Annotated in this window: 8 protein-coding genes; 6 read left to right on the top strand and 2 right to left on the bottom strand. The window is 65.5% G+C overall.

The genetic code is table 11. From position 1 onward, the window contains the following. Nucleotides 1-262: 262 nt before the first annotated feature. From KME82_RS07870 to KME82_RS07845, 6 genes are all read left to right on the top strand, one after another. The gene (locus KME82_RS07870) at nucleotides 263-943 is read left to right on the top strand and encodes a DUF502 domain-containing protein (protein WP_215498019.1); all 681 of its coding nucleotides are present in this window, start codon (nucleotides 263-265) and stop codon (nucleotides 941-943) included. Continuing rightward, nucleotides 940-2,145: a PQQ-dependent sugar dehydrogenase gene (locus KME82_RS07865; RefSeq protein WP_215498018.1), complete on the top strand. Its 1,206-nt coding sequence runs from the start codon at nucleotides 940-942 to the stop codon at nucleotides 2,143-2,145. The genes KME82_RS07870 and KME82_RS07865 overlap by 4 nt, the downstream gene beginning before the upstream one ends. After that, nucleotides 2,142-2,954, top strand: coding sequence for a queuosine precursor transporter (locus KME82_RS07860; RefSeq protein ID WP_252255658.1), 813 nt, complete (start codon nucleotides 2,142-2,144; stop codon nucleotides 2,952-2,954). Before KME82_RS07865 ends, KME82_RS07860 begins: the two co-directional genes overlap by 4 nt. 397 nt (nucleotides 2,955-3,351) lie before the next feature. Beyond that, nucleotides 3,352-5,148: a DUF885 domain-containing protein gene (locus KME82_RS07855; protein WP_252255775.1), complete on the top strand. Its 1,797-nt coding sequence runs from the start codon at nucleotides 3,352-3,354 to the stop codon at nucleotides 5,146-5,148. Between the two features lie 789 nt (nucleotides 5,149-5,937). Continuing rightward, nucleotides 5,938-7,641 (top strand): FecR domain-containing protein, encoded by a 1,704-nt coding sequence (locus KME82_RS07850; RefSeq protein WP_215498016.1) that lies wholly within the window; start codon nucleotides 5,938-5,940, stop codon nucleotides 7,639-7,641. Next, the gene (locus KME82_RS07845) at nucleotides 7,638-9,296 is read left to right on the top strand and encodes a CHASE2 domain-containing protein (RefSeq protein ID WP_215498015.1); all 1,659 of its coding nucleotides are present in this window, start codon (nucleotides 7,638-7,640) and stop codon (nucleotides 9,294-9,296) included. Before KME82_RS07850 ends, KME82_RS07845 begins: the two co-directional genes overlap by 4 nt. Before the next feature lie 918 nt (nucleotides 9,297-10,214). Here the strand turns inward: KME82_RS07845 and KME82_RS07840 are convergent. Further along, nucleotides 10,215-11,558 (bottom strand): DEAD/DEAH box helicase, encoded by a 1,344-nt coding sequence (locus tag KME82_RS07840; RefSeq protein WP_056109058.1) that lies wholly within the window; start codon nucleotides 11,556-11,558, stop codon nucleotides 10,215-10,217. Nucleotides 11,559-13,076: 1,518 nt separating this feature from the next. Continuing rightward, nucleotides 13,077-16,646 (bottom strand): ABC transporter permease/M1 family aminopeptidase, encoded by a 3,570-nt coding sequence (locus tag KME82_RS07835; RefSeq protein WP_215498014.1) that lies wholly within the window; start codon nucleotides 16,644-16,646, stop codon nucleotides 13,077-13,079. Between the last annotated feature and the right edge of the window lie 8 nt (nucleotides 16,647-16,654).

Here is a 16,654-nt window from a genome sequence, read left to right as displayed (position 1 = left end):
TCCGAGCGCTGGCAACCCCCACATCCAACCGAAGCCACGAAAACCATCGCCCACTTTGTGAGGGGGCGAGCGCCCGACGTCGCGCCCCGGAGCCCCGAATCGACCGGCGCGGGGGATTTGCTTCTAGCCCGCGCAACGAGACGTAGCCGCCCAAGCCCCACCGCGCCATCCACCACTCACGCACCACCTCCCCACTACCACCGCCAAACCAAGCACCGCCCCGACATCACGCAACCCACCGCCCTCCCCTACAATCCGCGCCATGCGCCCGCCCAATCTGCAACGCCTGTTCCTCACCGGCCTGTTGACCCTGCTGCCGATCTGGCTGACCTGGGTCGTGGTCAAGTTCGTATTCGTATTGCTGTCCGACACCAGCCGCCCCTTGGTCGGCCCGCTGCTGCACAGCCTCGCCCTGGATCATCCGCACGCACTGGGCTGGTTGAACGATCAATGGGTGCAGACCGCGATCGCCCTGGTCGCCACCGTCGGTGTGATCCTGCTGTCGGGCGCGATGGCGCGGCGCGTCGTCGGCCAGACCGTGCTGCGCTGGTTCGAAGCGATGATCAAGCGCATCCCGCTGGCCAGCACCATCTACGGCAGCGCGCGCCAGTTGCTCGACATCCTGCAGACCAAGCCCGACGGCACCCAGCGCGTGGTGCTGGTGGATTTCCCGCACAACCAGATGAAGTCGATCGGCTTCGTCACCAAGGTCATGCGCGAGGAAGGCACCGGCCGCGAACTCGCCGCGGTGTACGTGCCGACCACGCCCAACCCGACCTCGGGTTATCTGGAAATCGTGCCGGTCGAATTGATCACCCCGACCGACTGGACCGTCGACCAGGCGATGAGCTTCATCATCTCCGGCGGCGCGGTCTCGCCGGCGACCATTCCCTTCTCCGCGCCCGCAGCGGGCGCCCCTGCCGATTCGGAGCGCACTTCATGACCTTTGCTCTGGCCAGTCTGGTCCGCACCCTCGCCGCGACCGCGTTGCTGTGCGGCAGCGCGGTATTCGCCGCTCCGGCCGATGCCGCCGCCACGCCGCTGACGCCGCATCCGGTCAAGCTCGACGACGGCCGCAGCTTCTCGCTCAACCTGCCGGCCAATCTCGACATCGTGCCGGTGGTGCAGGGCCTCAAGCGCGTGCGCTTCTTCGCCCGCAGCCCGGACGGCCGGGTGTTCGTCACCGACATGCACGACCTGAGCGACAACAAGCTCGGCCGCGTGTACGCGCTCGACGGCTGGGACGAAAAGACCGAGCGCTACAGCAAGGTCTCGGTGTACCTGGACAAGCAGCGCAACCCCAACAGCGTCGCCTTCCACACCGACGCCGCCGGCCAGTCGTGGCTGTACCTGGCCAACACCGACAAGCTGCTGCGCTATCGCTACCGCAACGGCGACCTCAAGCCTTCGTCCGAACCCGAAGTGCTCGCGAGCTTTCCCGACTACGGCCTGAGCTACAAATACGGCGGCTGGCACCTGACCCGCACCCTCGCCTTCGGCGACGGCAAGCTGTACGTCTCGGTCGGCAGCAGCTGCAACGCCTGCGTGGAAAAAGAAGACGTGCGCGCGGCGATCCTGCAGATGAATCCCGACGGCAGCCAGCGCCGCTTCTACGCGCGCGGCCTGCGCAACGCGGTCGGCCTGCTGTACCGCGACGGCAAGTTGTACGCGACCAATCAAGGCTCCGATCACCTGGGCGACCAGAAGCCCGACGAAACCATGTTCGTGGTCAGTGATGGCGCCGACTACGGCTGGCCGTATTGCTACTACAGCAACGGCAAGGCATTGGCCGATCCGAAGTTTCCGCGCAAGAGCGGCTGCGCGAGCGCGCCCAAGACCTTCGCTTATTTCCCATCTCACGCGTCCGCACTCGGCTTCGGTTGGTTCCCGGCCAGCGACAAAGGTCAGTTGAGCGACGAATACGTGGTCGCGCTGCACGGCGCCAGCAAGCTCGCGCTCAACCACGGCTATCGCCTCGTGCGGGTCAAGGCCGACGGCCGCAGCGGCGGCGATCTGATCAACGGCTTCCTCGCCGACGGCAAGGTGCTGGGCCGTCCCTGCGACGTGCTGCACACCGGCCGCGACAGTTTCCTGTTCAGCGACGACAAGAGCGGCGTGATCTATCGCGTGAGGCCCAAGCGGTGAGCGCGGGCGAGTCCAGCATTCCGTTCGCCGGCGGCGAAGGCACGCGCACCTTGCAGGATCGCTCGCTGCGCTTGTTCATCGTGTTGTCGGCGTTCTTCTGCGTCAACGCGGCGCTGGCCGAGTTCATCGGGGTCAAGATCTTCGCCCTGGAAGACACCCTCGGCATCGCTCCGCTGCAATGGAATCTGTTCGGCCAGACCGGCTCGCTCAACTTCACCGCCGGCACCCTGCTGTGGCCGGTGGTGTTCCTGATGACCGACGTCATCAACGAATTCTTCGGCCGCCGCGGCGTGCGCCTGATCTCGTGGCTGGCGGCGATCCTGATCGCCTACGGCTTCTTGTTCGCGTTCGCCGCGATCGCGCTGGCGCCGGCCGGCTGGTGGGTCAAGGCCGCGCAGGCGCAGGGCGTGCCGGACTACCAGGCCGCGTTCGCGGCGATCTTCGGCCAGGGCATGTGGAGCATCGGCGGCTCGCTGGTCGCCTTCATGCTCGGCCAGTTGATCGACGTGGCGGTATTCCACCGCATCCGCAGCGCCACCGGCGACAAGCACATCTGGCTGCGCGCGACCGGTTCGACCGCGGTGTCGCAACTGGTCGACAGCTTCGTGGTGCTGTACATCGCCTTCGTGCTCGGCCCGCAGCATTGGCCGATCCCGCAGTTCCTGGCGATCAGCACGGTCAACTACGGCTACAAGATGCTGGCGGCGTTCGCGATGATTCCGTTGATCTATCTGTTGCGGGTGTGGATTCATGGCTATCTGGGCCATGCGCGCGCCAATCAGCTGCGCGACGAGGCGGCGGCGGATTGAGGATCGCGCGACTTTTTTTACCGCGCTGCAGTGCTTGAAGCCGTCATCCCCGCGAAGGCGGGAATTCAGAGACTTCAGCGCCACCCATCCAGACCGTCATTCCCGCGAACGCGGGAATGACGAGCAAACAGGCGACGCATCTCGATAAGACCGGCCCAAACCGCCGCCTCGAAGAATCTCAAGCGACAAGCGCCACCCGCGTCTCGTTCGCCCTCATCCCCGCATGACCTTCGGCTCATGCCTTCGCGCGAAGCGCGCGCCAGCCTGCCATTCCATCCGTCCGGATCGATGCCGCATGACTTCGTCCCCGCTCCGCCGCCCGCGCCCGTCGCCGGGCCGCCCGTCGCAGGCCGCCGCGACCGCGATCGCTTCGCCGACCACCTCGCTGCCGTTGCGCATGGCCGTATCGATCGCGCTGGCCGGCGCCTTGTGCCTCGCCCTGCCCGCGTTCGCCCAATCCACGCCGGCCGCCGCGCCCGCGGTCACCGTGCAGACCAAGGCCGAAAAGCTCCAGCGCCTGTACGAGCAGTACTGGGAAGAGCAACTCAAGCTCAACCCGCTGCGCGCCACCGCGCAAGGCGATGCGCGCTACAACGATCAACTGCCCAACTTCGCCAGTTCGCAGTTCCGCAAGCAAAGCCGCGAGTTCACCCAGCGCTGGCTCAAGACCATCGAAGCGGTCGGCTCGCAGGGCCTGTCCGCGCAGGACCTGCTGAGCTACGAAATCTTCGTGCGCAACGCGAAGATGGATCTGGAATCCGATCGCTACCCGACCTGGCTGCAGCCGATCAACCAGTTCGGCAATTTCGCCTCCAGCGTCGCCCAGCTCGGTTCCGGCACCGGTTCGCAGCCGTTCAAGACCGTTGCCGATTACGACAACTGGCTCAAGCGCGGCGCGCTGGTGCCGGTGGTGTTCGATCAACTCATCGCCAACAGCCGCGAAGGCATCAAGCGCGGTGTGGTCCAGCCCAAGCCGCTGATGATCAAGGTGGTCTCGCAGCTCGATGCGCTGGTCAAGGACAAGCCCGAAGACAGCCTGTTCTGGAAGCCGGTCGCGAATCTGCCGGCGTCGTTTTCGCAGGCCGACAAGACTCGCCTTAGCGACGAATACCGCCGCATGATCGACACCCAGCTGATGCCGGCCTACAAACGTCTGCGCGATTTCATCCGCGATGATTACCTGCCGCACACCCGCGATACCGCGGGCATGAGCGTGTTGCCCAACGGCGAGGCGTGGTACGCGTTCAACGCGCGTCGTTCGACCACCACCTCGATGACCCCGGCGCAGATCCACCAGATCGGCCTGGACGAAGTCGCGCGCATCCACGGCGAGATGAACTCGATCCTGGTCGAGCTGAAGTTCAAGGGCACGCTGCAGGACTTCTTCAAGTTCATGCAGAACGACCCGCGTTTCACCTTCAAGGACGAGCCTGCACTGCTCGCGCATTACCGCGGCCTGGAAGCGAAGATCAACAAGAAGATTCCCGAGTTGTTCTCGCTCACGCCGAAGGCGCCGTTCGAAATCCGTCCGGTCGAAGCCTACCGCGCGCAATCGGCCGCGGGCGGTTCCTACATGCGGCCCAGCGAAGACGGCAGCCGTCCGGGCATCTTCTATGTCAACACCTTCGACCTGCCCACGCGCAAGACCTGGGACGCCGAAGACCTGTACCTGCACGAAGCGATCCCGGGCCATCACTTCCAGTTGGCCTTGCAGCAGGAACTCACCGACCTGCCGAAGTTCCGCCGCTTCGGCGGCGAGACCGCCTTCAGCGAAGGCTGGGGCCTGTACGCCGAATCGCTCGGCACCGCCCTGGGCGTGTACGAAACCCCGTACGACCGCTTCGGTTATCTGCAAAACGAGTTGTGGCGCGCGATCCGCCTGGTCGTCGACACCGGCCTGCACAGCAAGGGCTGGACCCGCGAACAGGTGATCGCCTACATGCTCGCCAACTCGGCCGAAAGCGAAACCCAGTCCACCGCCGAAGCCGAACGCTACATGGCCATCCCCGGCCAGGCGCTGGCGTACAAGATCGGCGAGCTCAAGATCATGGAACTGCGCAAGCGCGCCGAGAAAGCGCTGGGCCCGCGTTTCGACATCCGCGAATTCCACGCCGAAGTGCTCAAGGACGGCTCGGTGCCGCTGGATGTGCTGGACGGCAAGATCGAGCGCTGGATCGCGGCGAAGAAGGGCTGAGTCGCGCGATGGCGCATGCGCTCGCCGGTGCAGACCGGCGGGCGTTGTCGGTGTGAGCTTGCGCGACGAACGCGCGATACCGATACCGATACCGATACCGATACCGATAGTCTCTCGAATCTCGAATAAAGCACATAGCTCAAGCGCCGCAAGTCCGCGCGAATGCCGCGAAGTCTATTGTGGGAGGGGCTTCAGCCCCGACGCTTTTCGATCCGATCTCGACATAACCTCGACCGGAAACAAAAGCGTCGGGGCTAATGCTCCCTCCCACAAAAAGCATCGCGACCACCACTAAACAATCATCGCTCAACACGCAAGCGACACGGCAAACGAAACGGCAAGCAACTAAGTCCCCCAATCGCTCAATCGCCTAAAGCCCCGCGAAAGCCCCGATGTCTTTTGTGGGAGGGAGCTTCAGCCCCGACGCTTTTGTTTCCGATCCAGATGCTGTCGAGATCGGATCGAAGAGCGTCGGGGCTGAAGCTCCCTCCCACAAAAAGCGGCACTGCCGACCGGCTGCCCCGCAGCCACCGCACAAACCCCACCCATCGGCGCTACGATCCTCCCAAAGTACGCACTGAATCAGCCCGCATGACGCCGGCCGATCGTCGCATCCAGGTTGGAGACACACGCAATCTAGGTACTGGCCGACACCGTCTGTCCGCCCCAGGCCACGCCCGGCCAGGCCGATGGCGGAAAAAACGTGACCGAAGCCGCATAATTGCAGGTTGTTGCGCCTCCTGCCGGCTGCTTGCTGGCACACGTCGTCTCACTCAGCCCGGAATACGGATGCCTTCGATTACTGCGCCCTCGCCCCTCGACGCGACGCCCGCCCATCGGCGCGCGGCCGCCGCGCTTTGCCGGCGCCTGGGTCGTTGCCTCGCGGTGTCGGCGCTGTTGCTGGCCGGCTGCGGCCTGGCCCAGGCTCAGGATTGGAGCTATCGGGTCCGTCCCGGCGACACCTTGTGGGACCTGGGCGCCAAGCACCTCAAGGCCGGCATCAATTGGCGCCGCCTGCAGGAACACAACCGCATCGCCAACCCCTATCACCTGCCGCCGGGCACGCGCATGGCGTTCCCGATCGGCTGGCTGCGGATCGAACCGGCGAAGGCCAAGGTCGTCGCGGTGCGCGGCGCGGTCAACGTGCTGGCATCCGACAACGCGCCGGCCCGATTGGTCAGCGAAGGCATGCGCATCGGCATCGGCAATCGCCTGGAGACCGGCCCCGGCGCCAGCGCGACCCTGGAATTCGCCGACGGTTCGCGATTGATGGTGCAGGACAACAGCCGCATCGTGTTCGACGAACTCAGCAGCTACGGCAGCACCGGCATGGTCGACACGCGCATGCGCCTGCAGCGCGGCCGCACCAGCAACCGGGTGATCCCGGCCAAGGGCCCGGCCTCGCGCTACATCATCGAAACCCCGTCGGCGACCTCCAGCGTGCGCGGCACCCATTTCCGCGTCAGCGCCGGCGACGGCGGCGCGGCGGATGCGACCGAAGTGCTCGAAGGCAAGGTCCAGGTCGGTTCGCAACGCAGCCAAGTGCTGGTGTTGCCCGGCTTCGGCACGGTCGCCGCGGCCGGCACCGCGCCCACCGCCGCGATCGCCCTGCTGCCCGCGCCGAGCCTGCTCGACGATGGCACCCGGCTGGAATCGCTGCCGGCCAATGTGGCGTGGACGCCGGTGCCCGGCGCGATCGGCTACCGGGTCGAAGTGGTCCGCGACGACGCGCCGGAAGTGCTGCTGTACGAAAGCCGCGTCGACACCCCGCAAGTTCGCATCGACGACCTGCCGGCCGGACGCCAGCGCCTGCTGGTGCGCGCGATCGCCGGCAACGGCCTGAGCGGCCGCGACAGCGAACGCGTGTTCACCGTCAACGATCAACCGCTGCCGCCGCTGACCATCAGCCCGCTCGACGGCCAGAGCGTGAGCGTGCCGCGGCCGCGGTTCGAATGGGCGCACGCCGCCGACGCCGAACGCACCCGCCTGCAACTGGCGCGCGACGAGCGCTTCGAACAACCGCTGGTCGACACCGAACTCAAGGGCCAGCGCTACCGCCCCGACGACGCGCTCGCACCCGGCACCTACTTCTGGCGAGTCGCCTCGCGCGACGCCACCGGCCGCACCGGCCGTTTCGGCAATGCACTGCCGTTCACCGTCAGCGACGCCCCGGTCGATCCGGGCCTGGAAGCGCCGCAGGCGGCCAAGGGCCAGCTAACCCTGCGCTGGCAGAAGGGCGAACCCGGCCAGCGTTACCGCGTGCAGATCGCGCGCAAGCCCGACTTCGCCAAGCTGCTGCTCGAACAGGAAGTCGACGTGCCGCAGGTGGAACTCAAGCGTCCCGGCGGCGGCACCTGGTACGTGCGCGTGCAGACGCTCGAAGACGACGGCTACGCCGCCCCGTACGGCCCCGCCCAGCAGATCCGCCTGCCCTGTCGCGTGTGCTACGGCGCCGGCGCCGCCGGCGCGGCCTTGTTGCTGCTGGCCTTATGACCCCGAGCGCACTGTCCAGGCTGATGCGTGGCGGTGCCGCTCTGCTGGCCGGCGGCCTGGCCGCGTTGCTGACCGTCAGCGGCGCGACCTGGCGGCTCGACGATTTCCTCTACGACCTGCATCTGTCGCACTGGACCTACGCACCCGACGACGACGTGGTGATCGTCGCCATCGACGACCGCAGCCTCAACGAGATCGGCCAATGGCCGTGGCCGCGCGACATCCACGCGCAGATGCTCGACCGCCTCGGCTACGCCGGCGTGCGCGGCGTGGCGCTCGACCTGGTGCTGGCCGAAGCCGACCGCAGCGGCGACGAGCACGACCGCGCGCTCGCCACCGCGATGCGCCGGCTCGGCCGCGTCGCCCTGCCGGTGACCACCGCGCCGCTGCGCCAGAACGCGCCGCCGGTGGAAGTGCTGCCGACCCCGGTGATCGCGACCGCCGCGACCACCCTGGGCCACACCGACATCGAACTCGACGCCGAGGGCACCACCCGCGGCATGTACCTCAAGGCCGGCCTGGGCGAATCGCGCTGGCCCGCGCTCGCACTGGCGCTGATCGGCCTGGAACCGGCCAGCGTGCCCAACCCGTTGCCGGGCCTGCGCCGTCCCGCCGACGAACACGGCTCGCCCTACCAATGGACGCGCGACAACTACGTGCGCATCCGCTTCGCCGGACCGCCGGGCACCTTCGGCCAGGTTTCGTATTCGGACGTGTTGAACGGCGAAGTGCCGGCCGACCTGCTGCGCGGGCGTTGGGTGGTGATCGGCGTGACCGCGACCGGGCTGGTGCCGAGCTACCTCACCCCGATGTCCGACGACTTGCGCATGCACGGCGCCGAGTACCAGGCCAACGTGATCGAGATGCTGCTGCACGATCGCGCGATCGTGCCGTTGCGGCCGCTGTGGCAGGCGTTGCTGGCCGCGGCGATGCTGTTCGCCGTGGTCCTGCTGATGCTGCACCCGCGTTTCCAGCGCCCCTTGCTGACCCTCGGCGCGACCGCGCTGGCGACCGCGGCCGGCAGCGTGCTGCTGCTGCGCCTGGGCAACGTGTGGTTTCCGCCGGCGACGACGATCGTGATGATCGCGCTGGCCTACCTGGCGTGGCTGATCGGCCACCTGCGGCATTGGCGGCGCGAAGCCAACCTCGACACCCTGACCCAACTCGGCAACCGCCGCCGTTTCGATCACGTATTGCAGCGCGAACTGTCGAGCGCGCGCCGCACCCGCGCGCCGATGTCGCTGGCCTTGATCGACGTGGATTTCTTCAAGGCCTACAACGATTCCGAAGGCCATCGCGCCGGCGACAAACTGCTGCGCCAGATCGCCCAGATCATCGCCTCGCACGCGCGCCGTCCGCGCGACCTCGCCGCGCGATTCGGCGGCGACGAGTTCGCGGTGATCCTGCCCGACACCCACGTCGAAGGCGCGGCCCGCGTCGCCGACGCGATCCTGGCCGACATGCGCAACCTCGACGCGCGCTATGGCGAAGGCGCGGCCGACCAGCGGGTCAGCCTGAGCATCGGCTTGTACACCTGCGTTCCGGGTATCCACACGCATGTGCGCACGCTGTTCGATGGGGCCGATGCGGCGTTGTATCGCGCCAAGGAGAATGGGCGTGATCGGCGTGAGGCGGGGCGATTGGGAGAGGTTTGATTTCGGATTGCGTGGTGCAGCTGCTGCAATTCGATTGCTTCTGCTCTGCCTTTGCCTTTGCCTTTGCCTTTGCCTCTAATTTTAGTCTTGCCCTTGGCTTGGCTTACGTCTGAAGCCGCGCAGTTCACCCAGCGCTGCGAAGTCACTCCCTCGCGTTAGCAACAGCACACCCGGAGGGCGGCGTGCAGGATGCACGCCGTGCGCCACCGGGACAGGATGTCCCGTGTGGCGCATGCCTGCGCAAGCACCGATCGTGCGGCTTTTGATTCGAAACAGGAACGCCTTTTTCTTTGGTGACTTTCTTTTGTGGCTCTGGACAAAAGAAAGTTACCCGCCGCTTCAGTGGCGGAAGCTTTTGATCTAGCTTCAGCTTTGAAAGCTTTAAAGCCTTTGAGGCCAAAAGCGAGATCAACAGCTTTCGTCCGCAAGCGGCCGAGTTACTTTCTTTTGTCAAAAGCGACAAAAGAAAGGTAACCAAAGAAAAACGCTTTTTTGTGAATCAAGTGCCCGCAAGTGCGGAGCTTTCGCGGGCACGCGCCACACGGGACATCCATGTCCCGGTGGCGCGCGGCGCGCATCCATGCGCGCCGCCCTCCGGGTGTGCTTTTGCTAACGCGAGTTACAAGCCTCGCAGCGCTGGATGGACTGCGCGACTTCGAACTCGGGCAAAAGCCGCATGGCCTCCCTGTAGGAGCGGCGCAAGCCGCGACCGCGCCATCACGGCAACGACGCAACATTCGTAGTCGCATTCCCACAGTCGCGGCCTGCGCCGCTGCTACACAAGCAGCGATGCAATTGCAGACGTAAGCACGCCAATGACGACTCACGGCAACCAACCCAAACACCAAACACCCACCCAAACAAAAAGGGCCGGCTAAGCCGACCCTTTTTGCATCACCGGCGAATCTCGCCGATCAATCAACCCGCGTTGCGATCGCGCCGCTGCCCCGGCTGACCCGCACCAGCCCCGCCACCGCGGTGCTGCTTCGGACCGGCATGCGCATGACGCGCCGGCGGCTTGCCGTGCGGACGATGCGCCGGCTTGCGCGGCGCGTTGGCGCCGGCGCGGTTGCCGCCCGGAGCGCCGGGACGACGCGCGCCCGGAGCATCCGAACCCATGCGGATCGGACGCGACGGCTCGAAACCGGCGACCGTCACCATCTCGATATCGTCCTTGAGGATGCGCTGGATCTGACGCAGCAGACCGCCCTCGTCCGGCGACACCAGCGACAGCGCTTCACCGGTCAGACCGTTACGGCCGGTGCGGCCGATACGATGGACGTAGTCCTCGGCGACCATCGGCAGATCGAAGTTGATCACCAGCGGCAGGCTCGGAATGTCCAGGCCGCGCGCGGCGACGTCGGTGGCGACCAGCACGCGGGCCTTGTTCGCCTTGAAATCGCGCAGGGCTTTCTGACGCTGCGCCTGGCTCTTGTTGCCGTGGATCGCGACCGACTTCAGGCCGGCTTCTTCGAGCTGCTCGGACAAGCGGTTGCAGCCGTGCTTGGTGCGGCCGAACACGATCACCTGATCGTTCGGGCGCGAGGCGAGGATCTGGATCAGCAGGTCGCGCTTGCGGCCGCCGTCGACCGGATGCACGCGATGCGTGATCGCATCGGCGACGACGCTGTTGGACGCGATCTGCACCTGCTGCGGATTGCGCATGAACTCCAGCGCCAGTTGCTTGATCTGCGCCTCGAACGTCGCCGAGAACAGCAGGGTCTGACGCTGGGGCGGCAGGCGGCCGAGGATGCGCTTGATCGCGGGCAGGAAGCCCATGTCGAGCATGCGGTCGGCTTCGTCCATGACCAGCACTTCGACCGCATCGAGCTTGGCGCTGCCGCGCTCGAGGTGATCGATCAGGCGGCCCGGGGTGGCGACCAGCACGTCGACGCCGCGACGCAGCGCGTCGAGCTGCGGGCCCATGCCGGCGCCGCCGAAGATGGCATGCACGTTCAGGCGCAGGTACTTGGCGTAACCGCGCAGGCTGTCGCTGACTTGCAGCGCGAGCTCGCGGGTCGGGGCCAAGATCAGCACGCGCGGCTTGCGCTGGCTGTTGCCCGGCGTGGTGGCCAGACGGTGCAGCAGCGGCAGACCGAACGCGGCGGTCTTGCCGGTGCCGGTCTGGGCGCCGCCGAGCAGGTCGTGCCCGGCCAGGGCCAGCGGGATCGCTTCGGCCTGGATCGGGGTCGGGTTGATGTAGTTCTGTTCGGACAGCGCGCGCAGCAGCGCGGGCGCAAGCCCAAGCGATTCAAACGTCATGTTGGAACTCCAGTGGTTCGCGGTGCGCAAACGCCGCGCATCCGACGGAACGGACGCGCGAACGAGAGCGATCGCGTGATGACCCCAGCGTTCCCTTGAACCGCGCTGCGAGTATCTAAATTTGACGACGCCGGAAGCTCCGGGCCGTGTCTGCGCTACGAAAGACGTGCGGGATAAAAAGTCGCGCCGGCGAATCCGAGAACTCGGTGCGGGGCGACAGGCAACCTGGGAAACGTACCCTTGCGGGGAGGCAGCCGTGCGCTGAACGGCGCGAACTGTACGCGAAACCGGACCAAACCGCCAGTTTTGCCTGGGTGGAGGCGTTAGCGGGCGGTCATGGGGGTTGCGGGTTGGGCCTGGCGGTCGTTGGTTGGGGACGTTTGGCTGAACAGGGATTGCGGTATCGGGTGTTTTTGCGCGGCGGATATTGCTTGTTTCGGTTGCTTATCGAGTCAATCGACACCCGAAATTGCATCGCAATGTCGTCGCGACTGGCTTTCGTTGTGGGCGCTCGGCCCCTACCCGACTGGCGTTTGCCTGTGTCGCCCCTGTAGGAGCGGCGTCCTACTGGATTTCCTTCGGTCACAAGCCGCGATCGCGGGAGCGCAACCACGACGAACGCGCGCCGTTGCCGTGATGGCGCGGTCGCGGCTTGCGCCGCTCCTACAGGTAGGCCATCCGGCTTTCGCTTGAAGTCCTGCAGTTCATCCAGCGCTGCGAGATCACGACCTCGCGAGAACAAAAGCACACCCGGAGGGCGGCGCACATGGATGTGCGCCGTGCGCCACCGAGACAGGATGTCTCGTGTGGCGCATGCCCGCGTATGCTCCGCACGCGCGGGCCTTTGATTCACAAAAAAGCGTTTTTCTTTGGTTACCTTTCTTTTGTCGCTTTTGACAAAAGAAAGTAACTCGGCCGCTTGCGGACGAAAGGCGTTGATCTTGCCTTTGGCTTCATAAGCTCTAGAGCTTCAAAACTTTGAAGCCTTTAGAGCCGCAAGCAGGATCAAAAGCTTCCGCCACTAAAGCGGCGGGTCACTTTCTTTTGTCTAAAGCGACAAAAGAAAGGTAACCAAAGAAAAACGCTTTTTTGTGAATCAAGTGCCCGCAAGTGCGGTGCTTTCGCGGGCACGCGCCACACGGGACATCCATGTCCCGGTGGCGCGCGACGCGCATCCATGCGCGTCGCCCTCCGGGTGTGCTTTTGTTGTCGCGAGTTGGTTGCTTCGCAGCGCTGGGAATGAAGTTCGACTTCAGGCGAAAGCCACATGGCCTACCTGTAGGAGCGGCGCGAGCCGCGACCGCGAAAACCTAACTACTGCGCGGGTTTCGACCCTGCCTCGATGGCGTGCGACGCACCACCGTAGAAAAAAGGACAAAGCGCAAAAGCAAATCCCCCGCGCACGGGGGATCGCTTACTACGTCGTGCTGTCGCCGGGCGTCCGCCCCCTTTTGCCAAGGGGGCATGCAATTCGCCGCTTGGCAGTGAGTCCGATCTCAACCTCCCGGAACCCGCCAATCACAACTTCTTGCGATTATCCGCCGGCACCCGATCGATCAACTTGTTGTACGGATCGAATCCGACCTCGTAAGGCGCCTGATCGACCACCACCGTCACCGTCTGATCGTTCTTGGTAACGTGGCGACGCTCCAGCGACAACACCTTCTCGTCGCCCTCCTTGCCCGACGGCCCGCGCGCGAACACACCGATCTCGATCCAGTCGTCCAGCGGCGCGGCGGTTTCCTTGCCCTTGCCGTCGGCGTACAGCTTGGCCGCGTGCAGGTTCAAGCTGACTTCGTACTTGCCGTCGGGACGCTTCTTCGAACTCGCCTCGACCACGCGGTTGTCGTAGAAGCTGATCTTCTCGAACAGATCGGTGATCAGTTGCTGTTGCTCAGGCTTGGCCTCCGCGCGCAGATACTCCAGCAATTCGGCCGAAGTGGTGTACGGCGGGTTCTGGTAGCCCTTGTCTTCCAGGAAACGCTTGAGCGCGCGATTGACCGTCGCCTCGCCCAGTTCCTCGCGCAGGCGATAGAACACCAGCGAGCCCTTGCGGTAATGGATGTACTGCTGGTTCTCCACCCGGTACAGCGGCAATTCCTCCAGACGCTCGCCGCCGCGCTCGGACAGGTAACGGTCCAGTTCGTACTTGAGGAAGCGGCGCATCTTGGCCCGGCCGTATTCCTTCTCCATCACCATCAGCGCCGAGTACTGCGACAGCGATTCCGACAGCATGGTCGAACCCTGCACGTTGGCGCCGATCACCTGGTGCGCCCACCACTGGTGCGCGACTTCGTGCGCGGTCACGTAGAACACGTAGTCGACCGCTTCGGGATCGCGCAGGTCGGCGACGAAGCCGATCGATTCGGAGAACGGGATGGTGTTGGCGAAGCTCTGGGCGAAACGCGAATAGCCCGGGAACTCGAGGATCCGCACCTGCCGGTGCTGATACGGGGTGAAGTTGGCCTGGTAGTAGTCCAACGACTTCTTGACCCCGTCGATCATGCGATCGACGTTGTAGGCGTGCTTGGGATCGTAGTACACCTCGATCGGTATGCCGGCGTGCTCGGCGCGGCGCACGTCCCAGCGCGCCGACAGGTACGAGTAGAACGGCAGCATCGGCCGGTCCATCGCATAGTCGAAGCAACGGCGGCCGTCGCGACGGAACTCGCGCTTGAGATAGCCCGGCGACAGCGCGATCTGATCCGGCGCGGTGCATACGGTGGTCTTGAAGTCGATCCAGTCGGCATCGGAGGCGATGTAGTGGTTCGCGCGCGCGGCCTGGTCCTCGAGCTTGGGCATGCGCGGCGCTTCGCCCAGGCCGCGCTTGCGGCGTTCGTTGCGATCGCTGAGCTGGCGGCCTTCGTTGTAGCCGAAGCTCGGGAACACCGACGAGTTGAAGAAGCTGCCGTTCGCGACGATCTGGGTGTTGCTCGGCTCGTTGGAGAAACCGCGCTGGGCGTAGGACTGGGCGAAATTCAACTGGCGGTGCTCGCCCGGCTGCATCGGCCGGTCGAGGCGGTAGATGCGATAGCCCACGCGCGCATCGTCGTGGATGAGCTTGGCGCCGCCGAACTCGAGCTTCTCGATCGTCGCGTCGGGATCGACCGCGATATGGAACTCGGCGATCGGCGCGGCGTGCTGATTGACGATCTCGTAGTGGCCGCGGGTGCGCACGCTGAGGGTTTCCGGACGCAGGTCGACTTCGTTGTCGACCGCGACGATGCGCGGCTGCGGCAGGTTGTGGTACTTGCGGTAGTCCTTTTCGTAACGCGCCTGCTCGTCCATCGCCACGTCCGACGGCACGTAGCGGTTGAGCACGTTGGTGTTCCAGAAGATCCAGCCGCCGGCCGCGATCCAGGCCAGCACCGCGAACGCCAGGGCGATGCCGCGGCCACCGCGCAGGCGCGCGCGCGCCAGCTTGATTCGCTCGCGCAGGCTCGGCGCCACGCCGCGCACCCAGAACGCCGCGGCGAGCAGCATCAGCGCGAGCAGCAGCAGGCTCCAATAGGTCTGGAACCACAGCCGCGCGCCGAGGAACTGGCCGTAACTGTTCATGTCCGAATACGGCGCGCCCGGTGCGTTGGCGTAGTTGTAGAGATTGTGTTCGAAGTGCATCAGGCCGAGCGTGGCCTGCAGGATCACCACCACGATCAACAGGCCGTAGCCGATGAACTTGTTGTTGGTCAACACCTGCAACACCAGCGCCAGCCCACCCATCAGCACGAACGGGATCGAATCGAGCAGCAGTTGCTTGGCGTACAGCAGCGGCTCCAGCGCGCTGTAGCCCTTGAACAACTGCATGACCATCGAGGCCACGCCGCCGATCGCCTGGAACACCAGCACCACCGCGATCAGGGCGATGAACTTGCTCAGCAGCGGCAGCCAATTGGGCACCGGCATCGCATCGCCGACTTCGGCCAGCTTGACCCCGCGTTCCTTGAACACCAGTTCGCCGGCGTAGAACATCACCACGAAGATCAGCATGAAGCTGTAGCTGCCTTGCAGCGCGGTGAGCATCAGCGAGGTGGTCGGATAGGTCTTGGTGCCGAAGATGCTCTGGACCGAGCCGGCGCTGGCCAGGAAGCTGGTCACGGCGAAGGCGAGCATGATCAGGAACGGCACGCTCTTGAGCACGCCGACGGTATCGAAGCGCAGCGCATGCAGGAACTGGGTGCGCACGGTGGCGGCCGAGAAGGTCGGCTGCACCTTCGGCGCCGGCTTGCCCGCGGCTTGCGCGTCGATCGCCACCGCCTTGCGCTTGCGCCGGAACCAGGCCTTGCCGGTGCCGGTGCGCTGCGGTTTGAACAGGGCGAACGCAGCGGCGATCATCGCCACGCCGACGCCCATCCACAGCGCGCGATTGACCAGCAGATAACCGGCGATCGCCGGCAGGCGGGTGTTGAGCTCGGGCGCGGACCAGTAACGCACCGTGCGCCGGAACGCGGTCAGGCCGAACGGGTCCATCATCGTCGCCAGCCACTCGTTGTCGAGATCGGCGAGCAGGCTGTTGGCCACGCCGCGCAACACGAAGAAGCCGATCACGCCCAGGTACACGATCAGCAGGCTGCGCCCGGTGACCGCCAGCAGCGCCAGCAAGGCGCCGATGAAGATCAGGTTGGGCAGCACGAACACCGCGAAACTCCACAGGTACGGCTGCAGCGAGAACGCGCCGACCCGCTCGGGATCGACCCAGGGCATGTACGGCGCGATCAGCAGGCCGACGGTGATCATCACGAACACCAGCAGGCTCGCGGCCAGCGCGCCGGCGAAGCGACCGATGAGGAAGTCGCGCTTGCGCATCGGGCTGGAGAAGAACAGGTCGGCGGTGCCCAGCTCGAAATCGCGCAACAAGGCGCCGGACACGAACACCGCGATCACCAGCAGGCCGAGCAGGCTGAACATGCCGTAGAAGGTGGCGATGGTGGTCGGCGCGTTGCGGTTGATGTTGCCGACGCCGCCGCCGATCTGGATCGCGTCGCTGGAGGCGGCGCCGAAGGCCATCAGGCCGAACAGCAGCGCGAACAGCCACAGCAACGGCGAGCGCAGCTGCTGGCGCAGCTCGAAGCGGAAGAATTCAAGGATCATCGGGATGC

Source organism: Lysobacter capsici (assembly GCF_018732085.1).
Lineage (GTDB): Bacteria > Pseudomonadota > Gammaproteobacteria > Xanthomonadales > Xanthomonadaceae > Lysobacter > Lysobacter capsici_A.
This window is presented reverse-complemented; position numbering and strand designations above follow the sequence as displayed.